Source organism: Terrabacter tumescens (assembly GCF_014646815.1).
Lineage (GTDB): Bacteria > Actinomycetota > Actinomycetes > Actinomycetales > Dermatophilaceae > Terrabacter > Terrabacter tumescens.
This window is the reverse complement of the sequence record NZ_BMNZ01000006.1, coordinates 121,752-140,397: the sequence shown is the minus strand read 5'-3', so window position 1 is coordinate 140,397 and position 18,646 is coordinate 121,752. Positions and strand designations below refer to the sequence as shown.

At 71.5% G+C, this 18,646-nt stretch carries 17 protein-coding genes; 11 read left to right on the top strand and 6 right to left on the bottom strand.

The genetic code is table 11. The annotated features are described in order from the left end of the window. Positions 1-144: 144 nt before the first annotated feature. The 4 genes from IEY30_RS15915 to IEY30_RS15900 all read left to right on the top strand — a co-directional run bounded on the left by IEY30_RS15915 (position 145) and on the right by IEY30_RS15900 (position 3,246). On the top strand, positions 145-606 hold the full coding sequence (locus tag IEY30_RS15915) for a hypothetical protein (protein WP_030200131.1): 462 nt from the start codon (positions 145-147) through the stop codon (positions 604-606). A gap of 3 nt (positions 607-609) precedes the next feature. Continuing rightward, positions 610-1,584, top strand: a complete 975-nt coding sequence (locus tag IEY30_RS15910) for a patatin-like phospholipase family protein (protein ID WP_052358660.1) — start codon at positions 610-612, stop codon at positions 1,582-1,584. Then, positions 1,581-2,222: a GTP cyclohydrolase I gene (gene folE / locus IEY30_RS15905; RefSeq protein ID WP_229675036.1), complete on the top strand. Its 642-nt coding sequence runs from the start codon at positions 1,581-1,583 to the stop codon at positions 2,220-2,222. Before IEY30_RS15910 ends, folE begins: the two co-directional genes overlap by 4 nt. Positions 2,223-2,391: 169 nt before the next feature. After that, positions 2,392-3,246: an SDR family oxidoreductase gene (locus tag IEY30_RS15900; RefSeq protein WP_030200127.1), complete on the top strand. Its 855-nt coding sequence runs from the start codon at positions 2,392-2,394 to the stop codon at positions 3,244-3,246. Between the two features lie 15 nt (positions 3,247-3,261). Here the strand turns inward: IEY30_RS15900 and IEY30_RS15895 are convergent, their stop codons facing one another. Next, positions 3,262-3,669 carry a hypothetical protein gene (locus IEY30_RS15895; protein ID WP_030200125.1) on the bottom strand — a complete coding sequence of 136 codons (408 nt, stop codon included), beginning with the start codon at positions 3,667-3,669 and terminating at the stop codon, positions 3,262-3,264. A 213-nt stretch (positions 3,670-3,882) separates the two neighbouring features. Between IEY30_RS15895 and IEY30_RS15890 the strand changes: the two genes are divergently transcribed. Then, the gene (locus IEY30_RS15890) at positions 3,883-4,893 is read left to right on the top strand and encodes an aldo/keto reductase family protein (protein ID WP_030200124.1); all 1,011 of its coding nucleotides are present in this window, start codon (positions 3,883-3,885) and stop codon (positions 4,891-4,893) included. 179 nt (positions 4,894-5,072) lie between these two features. Next, positions 5,073-5,501, top strand: coding sequence for a hypothetical protein (locus IEY30_RS15885; protein ID WP_030200121.1), 429 nt, complete (start codon positions 5,073-5,075; stop codon positions 5,499-5,501). A 126-nt stretch (positions 5,502-5,627) separates the two neighbouring features. On the opposite strand, the gene IEY30_RS15880 is transcribed toward IEY30_RS15885, so the two are convergent. Continuing rightward, complete coding sequence (locus tag IEY30_RS15880; RefSeq protein WP_030200119.1) at positions 5,628-7,256, bottom strand: HNH endonuclease signature motif containing protein; 1,629 nt, start codon at positions 7,254-7,256, stop codon at positions 5,628-5,630. Between the two features lie 96 nt (positions 7,257-7,352). Between IEY30_RS15880 and IEY30_RS15875 the strand changes: the two genes are divergently transcribed. Further along, the gene (locus IEY30_RS15875) at positions 7,353-8,735 is read left to right on the top strand and encodes a pyridoxal phosphate-dependent decarboxylase family protein (protein ID WP_030200117.1); all 1,383 of its coding nucleotides are present in this window, start codon (positions 7,353-7,355) and stop codon (positions 8,733-8,735) included. A 64-nt stretch (positions 8,736-8,799) separates the two neighbouring features. Here IEY30_RS15875 and IEY30_RS15870 read toward each other — a convergent pair whose 3' ends face one another. Then, positions 8,800-10,155, bottom strand: a complete 1,356-nt coding sequence (locus IEY30_RS15870) for a wax ester/triacylglycerol synthase domain-containing protein (RefSeq protein WP_081920554.1) — start codon at positions 10,153-10,155, stop codon at positions 8,800-8,802. A 430-nt stretch (positions 10,156-10,585) separates the two neighbouring features. On the opposite strand from IEY30_RS15870, the gene IEY30_RS15865 reads away from it, so the two are divergent. The 4 genes from IEY30_RS15865 to IEY30_RS15850 all read left to right on the top strand — a co-directional run bounded on the left by IEY30_RS15865 (position 10,586) and on the right by IEY30_RS15850 (position 15,061). Next, positions 10,586-12,553 (top strand): CARDB domain-containing protein, encoded by a 1,968-nt coding sequence (locus IEY30_RS15865; RefSeq protein WP_162181016.1) that lies wholly within the window; start codon positions 10,586-10,588, stop codon positions 12,551-12,553. A 23-nt stretch (positions 12,554-12,576) separates the two neighbouring features. Next, positions 12,577-13,023, top strand: a complete 447-nt coding sequence (locus IEY30_RS15860) for a hypothetical protein (RefSeq protein ID WP_156035374.1) — start codon at positions 12,577-12,579, stop codon at positions 13,021-13,023. A gap of 165 nt (positions 13,024-13,188) precedes the next feature. Further along, entirely contained in the window at positions 13,189-14,106 is a 918-nt protein-coding gene (locus IEY30_RS15855; protein WP_030200109.1) for a universal stress protein, read from the top strand. A gap of 43 nt (positions 14,107-14,149) precedes the next feature. After that, positions 14,150-15,061: a universal stress protein gene (locus tag IEY30_RS15850; RefSeq protein WP_081920552.1), complete on the top strand. Its 912-nt coding sequence runs from the start codon at positions 14,150-14,152 to the stop codon at positions 15,059-15,061. Between the two features lie 24 nt (positions 15,062-15,085). Here the strand turns inward: IEY30_RS15850 and IEY30_RS15845 are convergent, their stop codons facing one another. From IEY30_RS15845 to IEY30_RS15835, 3 genes are read right to left on the bottom strand one after another with little or no spacing between them, the layout of a single operon-like run. Next, the gene (locus IEY30_RS15845) at positions 15,086-16,525 is read right to left on the bottom strand and encodes a nuclease-related domain-containing protein (RefSeq protein WP_229675035.1); all 1,440 of its coding nucleotides are present in this window, start codon (positions 16,523-16,525) and stop codon (positions 15,086-15,088) included. 31 nt (positions 16,526-16,556) lie between these two features. Further along, complete coding sequence (locus IEY30_RS15840; protein WP_030200105.1) at positions 16,557-17,111, bottom strand: universal stress protein; 555 nt, start codon at positions 17,109-17,111, stop codon at positions 16,557-16,559. Next, entirely contained in the window at positions 17,108-18,571 is a 1,464-nt protein-coding gene (locus IEY30_RS15835; RefSeq protein WP_030200104.1) for an MFS transporter, read from the bottom strand. The genes IEY30_RS15840 and IEY30_RS15835 overlap by 4 nt, the downstream gene beginning before the upstream one ends. Between the last annotated feature and the right edge of the window lie 75 nt (positions 18,572-18,646).

Here is an 18,646-nt window from a genome sequence, read left to right as displayed (position 1 = left end):
TTGTCTTACCGACGACGGGCGCTCGACCGTCGGTAAGACCTGCGACCGCTGATGGCGCTAACACTCCGTCAGCGTCCCACCCCCGAGCCCCGGTGTCTCCGGAGCGACGGGTTCGGACACCGCACCACCCGTTCAGGAGGACCCATGGTCACCACCGGAAGCCACCGCTCGATCCTCGAGAGCCACGAACCCACCCGACCGCAGGGGAGCGACCCGGCGTACCAGGCGTATGCCGTGCTGCGCACCGCCTTCGTGGTCGCGCCGATCGTCTTCGGCCTCGACAAGTTCAGCAACGTCCTCGTCCAGTGGGACCAGTACCTCGCCCCGGTGCTCTCCCGGCCGCTGCCGGTCACACCGCACCAGGCCATGTATGCCGTGGGCGTCGTCGAGGTCGTCGCCGGCCTCGTCGTCGCCTTCCACCCGCGCCTCGGCGCCCTCGTCGTGGCCGCCTGGCTCGGCGGGATCATCCTGAACCTGCTCCTCCTCCCGGGCTTCTATGACGTGGCGCTGCGTGACTTCGGGCTGCTGCTCGCTGCCGTGGCACTGCAGCGCCTGGCCACCCGGTTCGACCCCCGCCCGCTGCTGTGGCCCCTGGGCCGGGGCTGAGCCGTGACCACGGCGTTCGTGCTGACGGGCGGTGGCAGTCTCGGCGCCGTGCAGGTCGGCATGCTGGCTGCTCTTCACGCGTGCGGGGTCGAGCCCGACCTGCTCGTCGGCACGTCCGTCGGGGCGGTCAACGCCGCCCACCTCGCAGGTCCGGCCGGACCTGCAGGCGCCGCAGGGCGCGGCAGCGGCTCGAGCACGGCCTGGCGGCTCGAGGAGCTCACCCGGCTGTGGCTGAACATGCGGCGCCATGACGTGTTCCCGCTCGACCCGCGGCGCTGGCTGGCCGCGGCGCGTGGTGGGCAGCCGTCGATGTTCCCGGGGACGGGACTCGAACGGCTGCTGCAGCGCCACCTCGGCTACGACACCCTCGAACGGGGGCACATCCCCGTGGAAGTGACCGCCACCGACCTCGTGACGGGCAAGGGGCTGGTCCTCAGCACCGGGTCCCCGGTCAGCGCCGTCCGTGCCAGCGCGGCCGTGCCCGGCGTGCTGCCACCGGTGGTCCGGGACGGCAGGACCCTGGTCGACGGGGCGATCGGCGACCTCGACGTCCTGGCCCACACGGCAGCGCACGGCGTCACGGACATCTACCTCCTGCCCGCGGGCTACCCCTGCGCGGGGACTCCGCCGAGGACGGCCCTCGGCATCGCGTTGAGCTCTCTGAGCCTGTTGCTGCACCGCCAGCTCATCGCCCAGGTCCGGGGCTACACCGGCACCTCCCGGCTGCACGTCGTCCCGCCGCTCTGCCCGCTCTCCGTGTCGCCGGCCGACTTCACGCAGACCTCGCTCCTCGTGCGTCGAGCGCGCCAGAGCACCAGGGAATGGCTCGAGGCCCGGCACGGCGAGAGCGCTCAGGACGACGCGAGCGTCCTCGCCCTGCACACCCATTCCGAGGCGACATCCAGCCGAGCCGACCACCTCGATCGACCGCACCAGCATCGACGATCCGATGCGCCACAGGAAGGGCTCAAACTGTGAATCCGTCACTGTCCCGGCCGGACCCATCCCACAGGCCCCACCAACGCGCTCGCCCGTCGTGGTCGGGCACCGGCGCCGTCGCTGCGCCGGACCTCGAACGCGCAGCCGTCGGTGCGCGCCTCCTGCTCGAGGCCCTGGGGGTCGACCTCGACAACGAGTCGCTCGCCCGCACACCCGAACGCATGGCCGGGTCCCTGGCCGAGCTGATGACCCCCCGCCCCTTCCACCTCACGACGTTCCCCAACGACGGCGGCTACGACGAGATGGTCGTCGCGAGGAGCCTCCCGCTGCGCTCGCTGTGCGAGCACCACATGCTGCCGTTCGTCGGGACCGCCCACATCGGCTACCTGCCGGGCGCCCGCATCCTCGGCCTGTCGAAGCTGGCCCGGGTGCTCGAGCACTTCGCCTCGCGGCCCCAGGTGCAGGAGCGGCTGACGGTCCAGGTGGCCGACTGGCTGGCAGCCCAGCTCTCACCCGTCGGCGTCGGCGTCGTCATCGAGGCGGAGCACCTGTGCATGACCTTGCGCGGTGTGCAGGCACCCGGGACCACGACCATCACGTCGAGCCTGCTCGGGGTGCTGCGGGAGGACTCCCGCTCCCGGGCCGAGTTCCTCGCCCTGACCCGGTCACCCGGCTGAGCGGCATACGTCCTCGGCTGCCGCGCAACCGCCGCGACGCACCGATGTGACGAGCGGGTCAGGAGGAGTCGCACCAGTCGTCAGGACGCGGTGAGAGCCTGAGAGGGACGCGAGAACCATCCCGCGCCACGAGCCCGTAGCTGGGCAGTCCCCCGGAAGGACAGTGGCCATGATCGCGGTCATCGGCGGCACCGGCCGCCTCGGTCGTCTCGTCACCGCACACCTCGTCGAGGCGGGTGAGCAGGTCAGAGTGGTCGCTCGCTCGGCTCCTGCGACACGAGTGCCGGGAGCGCACTTCGTCGCCGCGGACCTGCGCCGGCCGTCGACCCTGGCACCTGCTCTCGACGGAGCCGACCTCGTCGTGGCGGCGGCCCACGGCATGGACCCGGTGGCGGGGGAGTCGCCGGGCGAGGTCGACCGGGACGGGAACATCGCGCTCATCGACGCGGCCCGAGTGCGGGGTGCGGACGTGGTCCTCGTCTCGGTGGTCGGTGCGTCCGCCGACCACCCGATCGAGCTGCACCGGATGAAGTGGGCGGCGGAGGAGCACCTGAGGGCGAGCGGCGTCGACTGGACGATCGTGCGGGCCTCGGCCTTCGCCGAGATGTGGGTCGAGACGCTCGAGCAGTCGGCGCACGACGGCAAGGGGCCTCAGGTGTTCGGCCACGGCGAGAACCCGCTCAACTTCGTCAGCGTGCAGGACGTGGCCGCCGCGGTGGCGCGTGCTGCGACCGACCGGACGTTGAGGGGCAAGGTCGTCGAGGTCGGAGGTGAAGACCTGACCTTCAACGAGCTGGCTCGTCTCGTGTGCCCCGGCCGGGCGCCGCGCCACGTGCCCCGCCTCGCCCTACGGGTCATGGGTCAGGTGGCCCGACCGGTCCGTCCGTCGTTGGCCCGACTGGCACGGACCGGCCTGGGGATGGACCGGGCCGACCTGCGGTTCGACGCGTCGGCCGGCCACGCGGCATACCCGTGGCTGCCCCGGACATCGGTGCGCGAGGTCGCGCACCATGCCGCGTCCTGAGTGGGGACGCGTCCGTCAGGCCGCGTGACGCCGATGGGTGCCGGTACGCACGACAGCACCCCGTGGGATGACCTCGTCGGTGTCGACGCGGGCGCCGTCCCAGACGTGGGTCTCGGTGCCGACCTTGGCGCGGGGGCCGATCCTGGCATCGCGTCCGATGACGGCACCGGCCGCGACGTGGGCGCCGGTCCCGACGGTCGCCCCGGCGTGCACCGTGGCCCCGCGCTCGATCCAGGCGCCGCTCGCGACGCGGACGTCGGGGCCGACCACGGCGCCGCGGTCGACATAGGCGGACTCACCGACGTAGGCGGTCCGGTCGACGTGGGCGTGCGACTCGACGAAACCACCACCGTTGTCGTGGCGGGCGTAGCGCAGCACGGTTCCGTTGTCCTCTTCGAACTCCTCGTACTTCCTTCGCCTCATGGTGCACCCCCTTCGGGTTCGTCGTGGGCACGGTGCCCACGGGTTCCACGTGCCGTTCAACGTTCACGTGTACTTGAAGATTCCGATCGCCCGGCGAGCCGGACCGTCGGTCACTGAGGAACGTCGTACCCGCGACGACAGTTCCATCGGCACCCGTCTCATGCCTCGACCGGGCGCCTCTGGCGCGATCGGCGGGCGGCATACGGTGGAAGGATGAACTTCCGATACCTCGGCAACAGCGGACTCAAGATCTCCGAGATCACCTACGGCAACTGGCTCACCCACGGCTCGCAGGTCGAGAACGACGTCGCGACCAAGTGCGTGCAGGCCGCGCTCGACGCCGGCATCAGCACCTTCGACACGGCCGACGTCTACGCCAACACCAAGGCCGAGACCGTCCTCGGTGAGGCCCTCAAGGGCGAGCGGCGCGAGAGCCTCGAGATCTTCACGAAGGTCTACTGGCCCACCGGGCCTGGCGGCAAGAACGACACCGGCCTCTCCCGCAAGCACATCATGGAGTCCATCAACGGCTCGCTCGAGCGGCTCCAGACCGACTACGTCGACCTCTACCAGGCCCACCGCTACGACACCGAGACGCCGCTCGAGGAGACGATGCAGGCGTTTGCCGACGTCGTCCGTCAGGGCAAGGCGCTCTACATCGGCGTCAGCGAGTGGACGGCCGACCAGATCCGCGAGGGCGTCACTCTCGCAAAGGAGCTCGGCTTCCAGCTCATCTCGAGCCAGCCGCAGTACTCGATGCTGTGGCGCGTCATCGAGGGTGAGGTCGTGCCGACGTGCGAGGAGCTCGGCGTCAGCCAGATCGTGTGGAGCCCCATCGCCCAGGGTGTGCTCACAGGCAAGTACCAGCCCGGCCAGCAGCCGCCCGAGGGCTCGCGTGCGGCCGACGAGAAGGGCGGCGCCGACATGATCAAGCGCTTCATGAACGACGACGTCCTGACCCGCGTGCAGAACCTCAAGCCCATCGCCGACGAGGCGGGCCTGACCATGGCCCAGCTCGCCGTGGCCTGGGTGCTCCAGAACCCCAACGTCGCTGCCGCCCTCGTCGGCGCCTCGCGTCCCGAGCAGGTCGCCGAGAACGTCAAGGCCGCCGGTGTGAAGCTCGAGCCCGAGCTCATGACGAAGATCGACGACGTCCTCGGCGACATCGTCGAGAAGGACCCGGGCAAGACGAAGGAGACCGCGCCCCAGCAGCGCGTCGCCTGACCCCCTCCCGTAGGGGTCGTCACCACCGAGGGCGTATGCCGTCCGCCGCGTGGACGGCATACGCCCCCCTTGTCGTCCCCCGTCCACGACGGTCCCGCCACGGTCACCTGGTGGTCCGGGCCCACCCGGGCTGGGGACAACGTCGGCACGGGTGCCTTCGTCCGGACGACCATGACGGCATGACGTTCGAAGACCTGCCCCCTCGGGCGAGCCAGATACCCCTGACCAACCGGCGAGTCGCCGCTGATGTCATCGACCTGATCATCGGCGACGCCGACCGCGAGGTCGGGTGCGTCGCCGTCATGGTCTGCGACTCCGAGGATCGCGGGATCCAGCCGATCCTGCTCCACGACGTGCCGGTGGGCGCCGCGATCGGGGACCTCGAGCGGCTGCTCGAGATGCTGCTCCCGCTCGTCGCCGCCAGGGACGGCTCGGTCCTCATCGGTCGTGGTCGACCTCAGGGGACCGCTCCCGACGACACCGAGCGGGCGTGGCACCAGATGGCGATCGACAGCTGTGCGGCGCACGGCGTGGGTCTGCTCGGCTACCTCCTCGCGACGGCCGACGGCGTCGTCCGTCTGCCCGACCCGCTCTCGGCTGCATCCTGACGGCAGGTCCCGCCCGAGGCGCGTGAGGGCCCGGCCGCGGGCCGGCACGAGTCCGGCAGAGAAGCCGGCTCAGGACGGGACGGGTTCGTCTGCTCGTCGTGTGGCGGGTCAGATCGAGGGTGTGGTTCAGAACGGCGGTGGGTCGGAGACCGGTGGTGGCGTGATCACCGCGGCATCACGAACGGCCTCGAGCCAGTCCTTCGGATGGGTGTCGTAGCGGCGAGCAGCTTTGGTGCGCCAGCGAACCCGATCGCCCTCACGACTCACCAGCCAGTGACCGTGGGTGTGCAGGTTGTGGTGGGCGCGGTGCTTGCTCGAGAGGTTCGCGACCTCGGTCCGGCCCTCCGGCCACGGTGTGTCGTGGTCGAGGTCGCAGCGGGCGGCGGGCACGGTGCAGCCGGGAGCGCGGCAGGTGCCGTCTACGGCTTCGACATGGGCCCGCATGGCCGGCGTCGGCTGGTAGGCCCTCGTCTCAAGGTGCAGAGCGGCGCCGGTGTCCGCGTCGACGGCGAGGCGTCGCCAGGTCGAGCCGTCGTTGAGCATGATCTGGCGCGCGTGCTCGGCCGTCACCCAACCATGGCCGCGCACCTCGCACGGTGCGTCGGTCAGGCCCAAGGCTGTCGTGAACGGCACCACGAGGGTGATGGCCGCGGCGGGCCGACGTCCGAGTCGGGAGTACCACTTCTCACACGAGCCCTCATCGCGCGTCGCGCCGGCCGCAGGTGAACCAGCCGTCGGAGACGTCGGGGAGGGGTCTGTCGGCCAGCCGAACATGAGGGTGTCGGTGATGACGTCGGCGCGCAGGGTGTCGAGGTCGCGGGGGTCGCCATCTGCACGCGCAGCCCGGGCCACCGCGTCGGCCCGCTCCATGGCGGCGACGATCTTGTCGGCGTCGTTGATGACCGTGAGCATGCCGAGGCCGTCACCGGTGATCTGAGCGTGCGCTCCGCGTCGGCGCCTGGCCGTCCGCCGGCGCTCGGCTGCGTCGCGATCTGCCGCGAGGCAGGCTCGGGTCAGCCGCTGCCGGAAGAGCGTGGGAGAGGGAGGGGCGCCATCCTTGAGTCGCAGCGACGCCTCGACGATGCCCGGTCCGCACTCGACCGGCAGCGACGCCAGCTCGCCCTGGATGGTGCACGCGCGGTAGAGCGACACCTCGCCCCGCTGAAGCCGTCCTCGCAGGGCGGCGGCGCCCGGAGTGCGGGCGGTCGCCAGATCGAGGCGGGCGCGGACCTCGTGGTGGCCCAGGCCGGTGCACGTGCTCACCTCCATGGCCGTCAGCTCGTCTGCATCGACCCAGCCGGGCGGCTTGGGGCGGCCGAGGCCCGCGAAGCGGGTCAGCTCGCTGGACTCGACGGTGGAACGCAGCCGCGCGAGTGCCTCGAGTCCGACGGCGTCGAGCACGGCCTTGCAGCGCTCGACGGACTCGAAGACCCGGAGGTCGGAATCCGCCTCCGACTCCAGCTCCGTGAGCGCATCGCCGGCCTCGATCGGGGAGAGGTCGTCGGCGACGGCGTCGATGAGCTGGGTCACCAGGGCGGGCAGGACGTGCGCGAGGACCGACCCGGCAACCTCGCGGCGAAGGGTCCGCTCGAGGAGAGGAAGGTCGCATTGGCGCCGTCGTCCACCACCGGCAGCGCGTGCGCGATAGAGGTCGGCCAAGCGGTCGAGGTCGACCACGGCGTCGCCAGCGTGGGCAGCACCGACCACCGAGTGGGTGCTCACCGCCATCGCGCCGTCCATGGTCCATTCGAACATGTGTTCGACTCACGGTCAAGGGTTGGGAAGGGCCCCGACCGAACGACACGGATCCACCCTTGCGTTCCTCGCCTGCCGGAGAGGAGCGTGCGGGGGATGGACGTCGACATCGAGCAGCTCCTCGCCCTCGCAGCAGCCGAAAGCGCTCGTCATCGCGGGACCGTCGCCGACCGACCGGTCCACCCCGGGGTGGACCGGGAAGCCATGGACGCAGCCTTCACGACGCCGCTCGCGGTCCGGCCCGCGGACGCCCGTCGCGTCGTCGAGGAGCTCGTCGCAGCCGCGAGCCCCGGCCTGGTCGGGACCGTGGGTCCACGCTTCTTCGGCTTCGTGATCGGGGGCGCCTCGCCCGCCGCGACGGCCGCTGACATGCTCGCCGCCGGCTGGGACCAGTGCGCCTACAACGAGGTGCTCTCGCCGGCCGCCGCGGCGGCCGAGCGCGCTGCCGGCGGGTGGGCCAAGCAGCTGCTGGGGCTCCCGGCGACGGCCTCCGTCGGCTTCGTCACCGGCGCGCAGGCGGCGAACACCGTGGGCCTCGCCGTGGGGCGGCAACGCGTGCTAGCCGATCGCGGATGGGACGTGGCCCGGGACGGCCTCTTCGGCGCGCCGCGGGTCGCGGTCGTCGCGAGCGAGGAGCGCCACGCCACCGTCGACCGGGCCGCCCGTCTGCTCGGGTTCGGCACCAGCAGCATCGAGCCCGTCGCCTCGACGTCGCAAGGGGCGATTGACGTCGACCGTCTGCGCACGACGCTCGACGCGCTTCGGGACCGGCCGCTCATCGTGTGCCTGCAGGCCGGCAACGTGAACACCGGAGCCTGCGACGAACTCCGCGCGGCGACGACGCTGGCCCACGATCGCGGGGCGTGGGTCCACGTCGACGGCGCCTTCGGGCTCTGGGCCGCCGCGAGCCCCCGGACTGCGCACCTCGTCGACGGCGTCGAGCTGGCCGACTCGTGGGGCACCGACGCCCACAAGTGGCTCAACGTGCCCTACGACTGCGGACTCGCCTTCTGCGCCGACGCGACGCTTCATGCCGCCACGATGTCGTATGCCGCGTCGTACCTCACCGGGTCCGGCGCCCTCTCAGACCCCGTCCTGGGTGACCTGACGCCTGAGTCCTCCAGGCGTGCACGGGGCTTCGCCGTCTGGGCTGCGATCCGAGAGCTGGGTTCCGATGGCGTTGCAGAGCTCGTCGACCGGTGCTGCGCCCTGGCCCGGCGCATGGCGTCGCGCCTCGAAGCGGGTGGCGCCACCATCCACAACGACGTCGTGCTCAACCAGGTCCTGGTCAGCATCGGCGACCCGGCCGGCACCGACGTCGTGGTCGACGCCGTGCAGCGTGAGGGCACGTGCTGGGTGGGTGCGACGACCTGGCACGGCCAGCGGCTCATCCGCGTGTCGGTGTCCAACGCGACGACGACGGAGGCCGACATCGATGTCTCGGCGGACGCCATCCTCAGAGCCGCGCGTGACGCCTGAGGCGCGCACACGCGACGTAGACCGTCCGCAGCGCGTTTCGGCCCCGCCCGTCGTAAAGCGCCGCTCAGTCCGAGGCGCCCATCCGGTCGGAAAGGGCCTCATGGAGGTAGCCGGCGAGGCGTGCCTGATCAGGCACCACGTCGGGATCGGCCACGACGGTGACTCCGAGCGTGCCGGCATACGAGAGCACGTCGAAGGTGACGGCGACGTTGCCCGGCGTCACGGCGACGGGGACGACGCTGCTGACGACGCGGTCGCAGAACCGCCACGGCTGCGCCGGTCCGCGCACGTTCGTGACGAAGGTGTTGACGAGCCGCTGGCGGTCGACGAACCAGCGAAACACCCCGAGCCTCGCGAGCAGGCGGAACGCGACACCCAGCGGGGCAGCCGAGGCGGCACGAGGGCGACGGCGCTGGTCACGCGTCAGGCGCGCGATGGTCTGCAGTCGTGTGTCGGAGTCGACGTTCAGGGGGATCCGGAAGGGGACGACGCCGGTGTCGTTGCCGAGACGGCCGGCCTCGGTCCCCGCGCGACCGGAGTAGGGCACGGACACGACGAGCGAGTCGACGGACTCGCCTCGGTCGCGAAGGAGTCCTGACAGCGAGTCGGCCACGGCCGCCAGCACGAGGTCGTTCACGGTGACGCCCAGCCGGTGGCCGGTGGCGACCAGGTCCGTCAGCGGGACGGTGACGACATGCAGACGACGACGGGCACCCGTCGGCCGGTTGAGCGAGGTGCGGGGAGAGAGGCGGGGGCGCGTGCGTGCGAGCCCCAGGTCCTGCAGGCCCGAGCGAGCCAGGCGGGCGCGGGCCGCCAGCGACGTCACACCCGCGGCTCTCGACCGCCACGCCTCAGCAGCGAGGTCCGGCGCGGAGGGCACCTGACGGGGAGCGTGCCCGCCAGACCCGGCCTCGACGGACGAGGAGCCCGCGAGCGCTCCCAGCATCGCCAGGCCGCCGAGCCCGTCTGCCAGGACGTGGTGGACGACGACCACGAGAGCCGCGCGACCATCGTCCAGCCCCGTGACCCAGATGCAGCGCCACAACGGTCGATCGCGCGGCAGCCTGCGGCACGTGGCGTCAGCTGCGACGTCCAAGAGGTCCTCGTCCTCCGCGACGTGGTGCCAGCCGACGTGCCGGTCGACGGTGAAGTGCGGGTCGTCGGCCCAGTACGGTCGCCCGCACCCGGGAGGGGCGCGTCGCAGTCGCTGTCGCAGCCTCGGAACGGCGTCCGTCCAGGCCGCGAGCACCCTTGTCACGCGGGCCGGTTCGAGCTCGGCACCGTGGTCGACGACCAGCACCGCGGCGATGTTCATCGCTGCCGCCCCGCGGTCGCTCACCAGGGTCGTCAGGTCTCCGGCGCTGATCCGGTCGACGTCGCTCGTCGCCGGGCGTGCCCGCCCGGGATGGCCCATGTGCATGCTTCGACGCTAGGCCGGGCGCCCGTCGGCGACCACCGTTTGCGAGCGGTGCCACGTGTCTGTCTGGTCACCCGCACACGCGGACGCGTCGAGCCGGCCGTCCCTGCCGACCCTGGAAGTCAGACCTGCATCCAGCGCTCTCCCAGCGTGCACCCAGCACTTGCTGACCACCTGTTGACCTTCCGGCACGTAGCCCCCCGCCCGGGTGAGTCGTTGCACAGGTCGAGCGAGGACGCCGGTCGTCGCTCGACGGCCTCGGCCGGACATCTCGGGGGTGTCCCCTTCCTTGGATCCAGGAGCTGCTCGCATGTTGCCCACGCTGTCCCCTAGAACCCCATCCCGTTCCCTCCCGGTCGTCGCCGCAGCCGGCCTCGTCTTGGCCCTGGGCGTGGCGGCCCCGGCGCTCGCCGCGACGCCCGACTCTGGGACGGTGTCCGACACCAGCCCGAGCGTGCAGTGGACCGCCGGGCCCTTCGCCGCGCCGAACGTCACCGGCACGGCCGGTGACGTCACGTGCGGGCCTGGTCTCTGTGACGACTTCGCCCTGCACGTGTCGACTCCGAGCACCTACGGCGACACCCACCAGCTGACGGTCAAGGTCGGCTGGGCGAACGCGGCCGCCGACTTCGACATCTACCTGCTCGACCGGACGGGCGCGGTCGTGGCCTCCTCTGCCTCGAGCGCGGACCCCGAGACCATCGTGACGCCGCCGACGGCCGGCGACTACACGGTGCGCGTGGTGCCCTACGCGCCCCTGGGTGAGTCCGTGACGGGGACCGCGACCCTGACCGAGGTCCCGGCCAACCCCGCCCCGAGCACGGCCACGCCACCGACCTACAGCCAGTACGGCGCCCCCGAGTCCTTCGGTCGGGCGCACGACGCGGGGGAGCCCTCGATCGGCAGTAGCCACCCGACAGGCGCGACCTTCTACCAGGCGCTCTACGACACCTACAGGGCCACATGGGACGACAGCGTCACCCCCTCGAAGGTCACCTGGACCAACGTGTCGGCGACACCTGCCAACGGGTGCGCCACCGGCGGTTCGACCTCGCTCGACCCGATCGGGTTCACCGACCCGAAGACCGGCCGCGTCTTCGAGAGCCAGCTCGCGGGCAAGACCTCGCTCATGTGCTACTCGGACGACGAGGGGAGGACGTGGTCACCCAGCCAGGGCGGCGGCCTCAACTCTGGAGTCGACCACCAGACGGTGGGCGGCGGTCCCTACTCGGCCGCCGGAGTCGGGGCGCTGCCGACCTCGACCTACCCGAACGCCGTCTACTACTGCAGCCAGGACATCGCCGATGCGAACTGCGCGTCGAGCCACGACGGGGGCGTGACCTTCGGGCCGGCCGTCCCCATGTACTCGCTCCTCGACTGCGGTGGCCTGCACGGGCACGTCAAGGTCGCTCCGGACGACGGCACCGTCTACGTCCCCAACAAGTCCTGCGGGGGCAACCAGGCCGTCGCGGTCTCCGAGGACGGCGGCACCACGTGGTCGGTCCGCAAGAACCCCGCGAGCACGGCCGGTGACTCGGACCCGAGCGTCGGCATCGGCGCCAAGGGCACGGTCTACATGGGCTACCAGGCCGCCGACGGCACGCCCCGCGTCGCGGTGAGTCGCGACAAGGGCAAGACGTGGACCGACGACCAGAACGTCGGTGCGAGCCTCGGCGTGCACAACACCGTCTTCCCGGTCGTCGTGGCCGGTGACGACGACCGGGCCTCGTTCGCCTTCATCGGGACGACGACGCCCGGCAACTACCAGGACGCGACGAACTTCACGGGCGACTGGCACCTCTACGTCTCGACCACCTACGACGGCGGCAAGAGCTGGGTCACCGTCGACACGACGCCGAGCGACCCGGTCCAGCGGGGCTCCATCTGCACGGGTGGCACCACCTGCGGCAACGACCGCAACCTGCTGGACTTCATGGACGCCACGGTGGACCGCACCGGACGCGTCGAGGTCGGCTACGCCGACGGCTGCACGGGCGCGTGCGCCCAGCCCGGCGGTGCCCAGAACTTCGACGCGTACGCCACCATCGCGCGCCAGCAGACGGGCACCACGTTGTATGCGGCATACGACGCCCTGCCCAACCTCACGCCGACGGCCCTGTCCGTGACGAAGAGCGGCGGACTGTACGTCGCTTCGACGACCGTCGCGAACCCCGGCAGGGCCACCGCGGCCGGTGTCACGACGCGGCTGCTCGTCGACGGGGTCAACGTCGCCACGTCGACCCCGGTGGATCTCGCGGCAGGCCGCTCGGCCTCGGTCGCCTTCCCCGGCGTGCGTCTCGGCAAGGGCACCCACGCGGTCGTCGTCGTGGCCGACCCGGACGGCCGCATCCGCGAGTCCGACGAGGCCGACAACCGCCGAGCGACGCAGGTCATCCGGTGAAGGGGCTCGCACGGGTGAGGCCGATGGCCGCGGCAGTACTCTGCGCCCTCGCCGCCGTGACGGTGCTCGGGGGGTGCGGGGAGGACGAGCTGGAGTCGGCGATGGCAGAGCCGGGGAGCACCGCGACGCCGGCCGCCCTGGTCTGCGCCAAGGACGCGAAGCCCGTGGACCTGCCGGCCTCGTTCCCCGTGCAGGCGAGGCTCCCGGAGGGCTACGTGGTGACGGGAGTCCAGTCCCGGAGCGGGGGCCGCACGGTCGTCACGGCGGTCGCGCCCAAACCGTTCGAGCAGACTCTGGCGGACATGCAGGGCGCGTACTCCACCCGCGGGTGGACGGGCTCCGAAGGTGAGGTGGAGGAGCGCGACGCCGAGTCCAACTTCGGGGGCAACGGCGTGCGCGGCAGGTGGGCCATCCGCGAGATCCCGGACTGCACCGAAAACACGTCGGTGAGCTTGCTGCTCGGCACGTGAGGTGAGACGGCGGCAGGGTGCGACGAGCGTCCTGCCGCCGTCCGACTCGTGGTGGTCCTCCCTGCGTTGTCGGGGCTGTCACAAGTCGCCCCCACACCCGCCACGACGCGGGACGATGGGAGTGGCCGGAGCATGCGGCCCCGACCTCATGGGAAGGGGAGAGCGATGGACGCCGCAGTCAGCAAGGCGAATGAGACCACGAGCCACGGCATCGTCGTGGGCTACGACGGGTCGCCGGGTGCTCGACTGGCGCTGGACTGGGCCGTCGAGACCGCAAAGCGGGACGAGCGTCCCCTGACCCTGCTGCACTGCGTCGGGCTCACCATGACGCCGACCTTCCGTGCCTACGACCCCGGCGTGCAGGCCCAGGCGTACGACGAGATGTCCCGCGGAGTGCTCGCCGAGGCGATCGAGATTGCGGCAGAGACGTTGGACCGCAAGGAGATCCACCCCCTCAGCGTCATCGGGAGCGCCGCAGCAGAGCTCGTCGGCGTCTCGTCGCAGGCCGACCTCGTCGTGACGGGCTCCCGTGGGCACGGCGCCATCTCGGGTGGTCTGCTCGGCTCGACGTCGTATGCCGTCACCGCGCACGCGCACTGCCCCGCGGTCGTCGTGCGCGGGCAGTTTGTCGTGCACGCCGGTCCCTCGCACCCGGTCGTGGCGGCCTTCGACGACTCCAAGAACGCGCAGAAGGCGTTGGAGACCGCGATCCAGGTCGCGGTCGCCGCCGAGGCTCCGTTGCACGTCGTGGCCGTCGACAACGTGGGCGGCCTGGAGGCCTGGCCCGAGACCGACACCATGCTCGGGCGCGAGGAGATGATGGAGCAGATGCACCGCCGCGTCGGAGAGACGCTGAAGCACGTCGCGGACGACGCGGAGCGCGCCCACCCCGGTCTCGAGGTGCAGACCAACCTCCTCGGAGGAGGCGCGGGAGCCGCCATCGCGGCCTACGCCGTGGACGTCAAGGCCGGCCTCGTCGTCCTGGGATCGCGCGGCCACGGCGGCTTCACCGGGATGCTCCTCGGGTCCGTCAGCCACCGGGTGGTCCACGACGCACCGTGCCCCGTCATGGTCATCCACTGACGCGGACGTCGACCCGGTTCGACAGTCCTGCAAAGAGCTCCGGATGTACCCATCCAGGTCTGCCGATGGCCTCGTCGTCGTGGGCTACGACGGCTCGGCCGCGTCGCAGCGTGCGCTCGTGTGGGCCGCGGCGGTGTCACGTGACCTCGGTGACGAGCTGCGGATCATCCACGCCGTCGAGCTCGACCTGCTGCCGGGACGCCGCAGCCATGCCCTGCGGCCGTTGAGTCCCTCGCTCGAGATGGTCGCCGAGACGATGGTCGGGGGACCGTCGACGTGGCCCGGCAAACCGCTGGCGCGTTCGCGCGTGCGAGCCGTGCACGCCTTCGGCGGGCCTGCGGGGGAGCTCGTCGACGCCTCGATGACGGCCGACCTCGTGGTGCTGGGCACGCGTGGTCGCGGGCGGGCCCGCAGCGCGCTCATCGGCTCGGTCTCGAGCGCCGTGGCGGCCCGCGCCTACTGCCCGGTCGTCGTCCTGCACGACCTCGCGCACCCGGCCCGGGGGGCCCGTCGCGACGTCGCGGTGCCCGGTCCGGGCTGCGAGGTCGTCTGCGCCGTGACCCCAGCCGCCGACATCGCGCACGAGGGTCGGGTCGAGCGACTGGTCTCTGCTGCAGCCGGGGTCGCGGTGGGGTGCGCGGCGCCGCTGCGCCTCGTCACCGTGCTCCCGTCGACGGCGTCCGGTCCCTCCGGACGTCCCGGACGTCCCGGACGTGCCGGACCACGCCCGGTTCCCTACGACACCGACGGACTGGTGCGCTGCCACTCGGGTCTCGAGGTGAGGTCCCAGACCCTGCTCGGTGACCCGGTTGAGGCTCTCACGCGCACGAGCCGGGACGCAGGTCTCCTCGTCATCGGTGCGCCGCACACCGGTGGCGTGGCAGCGGTGCTCGCCGGCACCCCGGCGTACCGCATCATCCACGACGCCACCTGTCCGGTGATGCTCGTCCACTGAGCCGGCCGCGCCGCCGGCAGCTGCTCAACTGCGCCCGCGGCGGGCGAGCGCGATGGCCAGCTCCTCCGCCAGACGGCTCACCTTCTTCTCCGCGGCAGCCTCGGCGGCGAGAGCGGTCTTCTGGTTCGCCCCCTCCGGATACCGGAACCTGAGGGTGATGAGGAAGGGTTGCGACGTCCGAGCCTTGGACGCCCAACCCGCCAGCGCCGTGTTCTCGGGCAGCCACGCGGAGACCTCGCCGGGCAGCATGTCGACCCGCGACCCCGTGGTGCCGCTCGCTGCGAAGCGACGCCGTGCGGCCGCTCCGGTCTGCACCCACACGTCTGGCGTCTGGGTCGCGAAGCGAGGCTTCATCAGCCACCACGTGCACGTGTCGACGTCGGGCTGTGGCTTCTCCAGAACCGTCCTGGATCCGCTCACCCGGACGATGGTCGCTCTCGACAGCGCATGACACTGCTTCGCGTCCGTCACCGGTGGGGTCGAGCTTGAACCCGGTGTCGACGACAGGGAAGGGCCGGGGGCCAGGCCCAGCAGGTGCGGGACGATCCCCGGCCCGAGCTGACTGGCGGCCATCAGGACAACGAGGCCGAAGAGCGCCGAGGCCATCGAACCGCGGCGAGGCCGTTGACGGCGGCGGGGTGTCCCGTTCGGCGTTCGATCGACACCGCGCCCACTCGATCGTCCTGCGGGCGCACGTCGCACCGGGTCGGCGCCGAGGACGTCGGCCACGGTCAAGGGGCTCGAGTCCGCTCTGTTGGTCTCGTCGAGCGATGCTGGGGGGTGGGCATGGGCCACGCGTCGTGCGAGGAGCTCTACCCCGTCGTCGCTCGAGGCTGCCGGTTGCGCCACGAGCCAGCCGACGAGCTCGTCCCGAGGGATGATCTCGACGCCGCGCACCCGCTGGCGGGGAAAGGACGATGCCCTGCTGCCGGCGAGCGCGATCACCGGGACGACCGGCAGGCCCAGACCCCGCTCCATCTCTGCCGCGAACCGGCTGACGTTGTCGAGCTCGCGTCCCTTGGGCGAGCTGCTCTGCGTGTGCTGCCACAGGTTGCCGTCGTGGACGCTGGTCCCACCCGCCCAGTTCTTCGTGTCCACGAGATAGACGCCGGATGGCCCGACGACCACGTGGTCGAGGTTCGTCTGAGCACGCCCGGGCCTCAGCAGCCGGTCATGGTGCACGTGCCAACCCGGAGGCAGCTGTGCCAAGGAGTCTGCGACGCGGCGCTCGCCGTCGGCGCCGGCCGTCCAGGCGCCGGCTTCCGTCTCCAAGGCGTCCGCCGCAGCGCGTGCCTGCGCTGCCTGAGCCATGAGCTCCTCGGCGCGTGCCTGCGCCGAACCACCTGCCGCCATCCACAGCCCCCTGTGATCCCTGTAGGCGGAGACTCTAGGCAGGGAGGCGTGGGTCCCGGGCCCGAATCGGTGCAACTCGCAAGGGATTCGGGTCCCGGGACCGGGCCACACGGCATACGGCCGCAGGGCAGGAGGGGAGACGTCAGGACGTGGGCGGGTGCTGGAAGCCCGGCCGCCCGGCGGTGCCGGCGGCGCGTTCGACCGACCGACCCAGCCGACCGGCGGCGGCGCTGAAGGCGCTCACCCCACGGCCGCCGAGCGCCGGCGGCACGACGACGACGGGGCAGTGCGAGGCCCGCACGAGCCTGCTGCCCAGCCAGCGCGCACCGACCTCGGTGGACTGGCCGGCGTCGATGACGACGAGGTCGGCGTTGCGGCTCTCCTCGACGAGGACCGCGCGCCGCTTGCCCGCCACGACCCTCGTCTCCACGACGTGGTCGTGTCCGAGGACGCGCGCGACGTCCTCGGCCAGGCGCGCTGCCTCGACGGCGCGGGCGCCGTCGTCGGAGACGACCGACGGCACGCGGCCGCCGGTCGCCGTCTCCGGTGCGTGCGGGCGCCAGGCCCGCACGGCCACGACCCGGCCGCCGCGCAGCGAGGCCTCCTCGACCGCCCACCGCAACGCGCCGGGGGAGCCGCTGGTGGGGCTCACCCCGACGACGATGGTGTGGACGCGCCCGAGGTCAGCGACGTTCATGCGGTGGCCCCCGACTCCTCCGAGACCTTGCTCAGCGGGTCGGCGACGTCCTCGAGCGACTTCTGCTCCGCGTCGATGCCGATCACGAGGGCGACGATGCCGCCGAAGATCATGATCACGGCACCGGCGACGTAGCCCCACGTGAGCGGCATGCGGTCCTTGCCCTCACCAATGAGCGCGCCGTAGAGCACGGGCGCGACGGCGCCCGCGCACTGAGCCACGACGAAGAAGTAGCTGATCGCCTGGCCACGCACCTCGAGCGGGAAGATCTCGCTCACGGTGAGGTAGGCGGCCGATGCGCCGGCGGACGCGAAGAAGAACGCCACGCACCAGAAGATCGTGTGCGTCGTCGCGTTGAGCAGCTCGGCGTGGAAGGCCCACGCCGACGCCAGCAGCACGATGCCCGCGACCGTGTAGGTCCCGAAGATCATCTTGCGGCGGCCGACGGTGTCGAAGAAGTGGCCGAGCAGCAGCGGGCCGAGCAGGTTGCCGGCGGCGAACGGCAGGAAGTACAGCGAGGTGTCGGCCTTGCTGATGCCGTAGAAGTTCGTGAGCACGAGTGCGTAGGTGAAGAAGATCGCGTTGTAGAGGAACGACTGCGTCACCATCATCGTCAGGCCCAGCATCGTGCGGCGCCCGTAGCGATGGATGAAGACGTCCCACAGCACCTTGAAGCCCATGCGGTCCTCGGCCTTGACGAGGATCGCCTTGCTCTCGTCGACCTCGGGGATCTCCCCGCCCTCGCGACGCACGCGCTCCTCGATCTCGTCGACGGTGCGCTCCGCCTCCTCGGCGCGCCCGTGGGTGAGCAGCCACCGCGGGCTCTCCGGGATGTGCCGGCGCAGCCAGATGATCGACAGGCCGAGGATCGGGCCGATGAAGAAGGCCAGGCGCCAGCCGATGTTCTCGGCGACGTTGTCCGGGTTGAGCAGGTAGAGGTTGGCGAGGGCGCCGAAGAAGGCGCCGAACCAGTACGTCCCGTTGATCGCGATGTCGACGCGGCCGCGGAAGCGCGAGGGGATGAGCTCGTCGATCGCCGAGTTGATCGCGGTGTACTCGCCGCCGATGCCCATGCCGGCGATGAACCGGCAGACCCAGAGGAACCACATGTTCGGCGACAGGCCGGCGAGGCCCGAGCCGACGAGGTATATGACGAGCGTCATGATGAAGAGCTTGCGGCGCCCGAGCCGGTCGGTCATCCGACCGAACGTCAGCGCTCCGACGACCTGGCCGACGAGGTAGACCGTGCCGGTCAGACCGACCTGGGCGGCCGACATGCCGAGCGTCTTCTGGAAGCCCGACTCGGACACGATCTGGATCTCGAGGCCGTCGAGGATCCACGAGATCCCGAGCCCGAAGACGACCGACCAGTGGAACTTCGTCCACGGAAGTCGGTCCATGCGGGCGGGCACCAGACTCCTGACGGCCCCGTCCATGCGTTGTGCGACAGCTTCGCTCATCCCATCTCCTTCGATCCGAATCGCTGTGAACCGTCGGGTCAGGGCGCGCGGCGCCGCGTCCTCACCGCGGGGACT

What these genes read in the sequence shown, in the direction of transcription:
- IEY30_RS15840 (WP_030200105.1), bottom strand. Translation starts at nt 17,111, where the DNA reads ATGAACGTCGCTGACCTCGGGCGCGTCCACACCATCGTCGTCGGGGTG.
- IEY30_RS15915 (WP_030200131.1), top strand. Translation starts at nt 145, where the DNA reads ATGGTCACCACCGGAAGCCACCGCTCGATCCTCGAGAGCCACGAACCC.
- IEY30_RS15850 (WP_081920552.1), top strand. Translation starts at nt 14,150, where the DNA reads ATGTACCCATCCAGGTCTGCCGATGGCCTCGTCGTCGTGGGCTACGAC.
- IEY30_RS15855 (WP_030200109.1), top strand. Translation starts at nt 13,189, where the DNA reads ATGGACGCCGCAGTCAGCAAGGCGAATGAGACCACGAGCCACGGCATC.
- IEY30_RS15880 (WP_030200119.1), bottom strand. Translation starts at nt 7,256, where the DNA reads ATGTTCGAATGGACCATGGACGGCGCGATGGCGGTGAGCACCCACTCG.
- IEY30_RS15835 (WP_030200104.1), bottom strand. Translation starts at nt 18,571, where the DNA reads ATGAGCGAAGCTGTCGCACAACGCATGGACGGGGCCGTCAGGAGTCTG.
- IEY30_RS15895 (WP_030200125.1), bottom strand. Translation starts at nt 3,669, where the DNA reads ATGAGGCGAAGGAAGTACGAGGAGTTCGAAGAGGACAACGGAACCGTG.
- IEY30_RS15860 (WP_156035374.1), top strand. Translation starts at nt 12,577, where the DNA reads ATGGCCGCGGCAGTACTCTGCGCCCTCGCCGCCGTGACGGTGCTCGGG.
- IEY30_RS15885 (WP_030200121.1), top strand. Translation starts at nt 5,073, where the DNA reads ATGACGTTCGAAGACCTGCCCCCTCGGGCGAGCCAGATACCCCTGACC.
- IEY30_RS15870 (WP_081920554.1), bottom strand. Translation starts at nt 10,155, where the DNA reads ATGCACATGGGCCATCCCGGGCGGGCACGCCCGGCGACGAGCGACGTC.
- IEY30_RS15900 (WP_030200127.1), top strand. Translation starts at nt 2,392, where the DNA reads ATGATCGCGGTCATCGGCGGCACCGGCCGCCTCGGTCGTCTCGTCACC.
- IEY30_RS15875 (WP_030200117.1), top strand. Translation starts at nt 7,353, where the DNA reads ATGGACGTCGACATCGAGCAGCTCCTCGCCCTCGCAGCAGCCGAAAGC.
- IEY30_RS15890 (WP_030200124.1), top strand. Translation starts at nt 3,883, where the DNA reads ATGAACTTCCGATACCTCGGCAACAGCGGACTCAAGATCTCCGAGATC.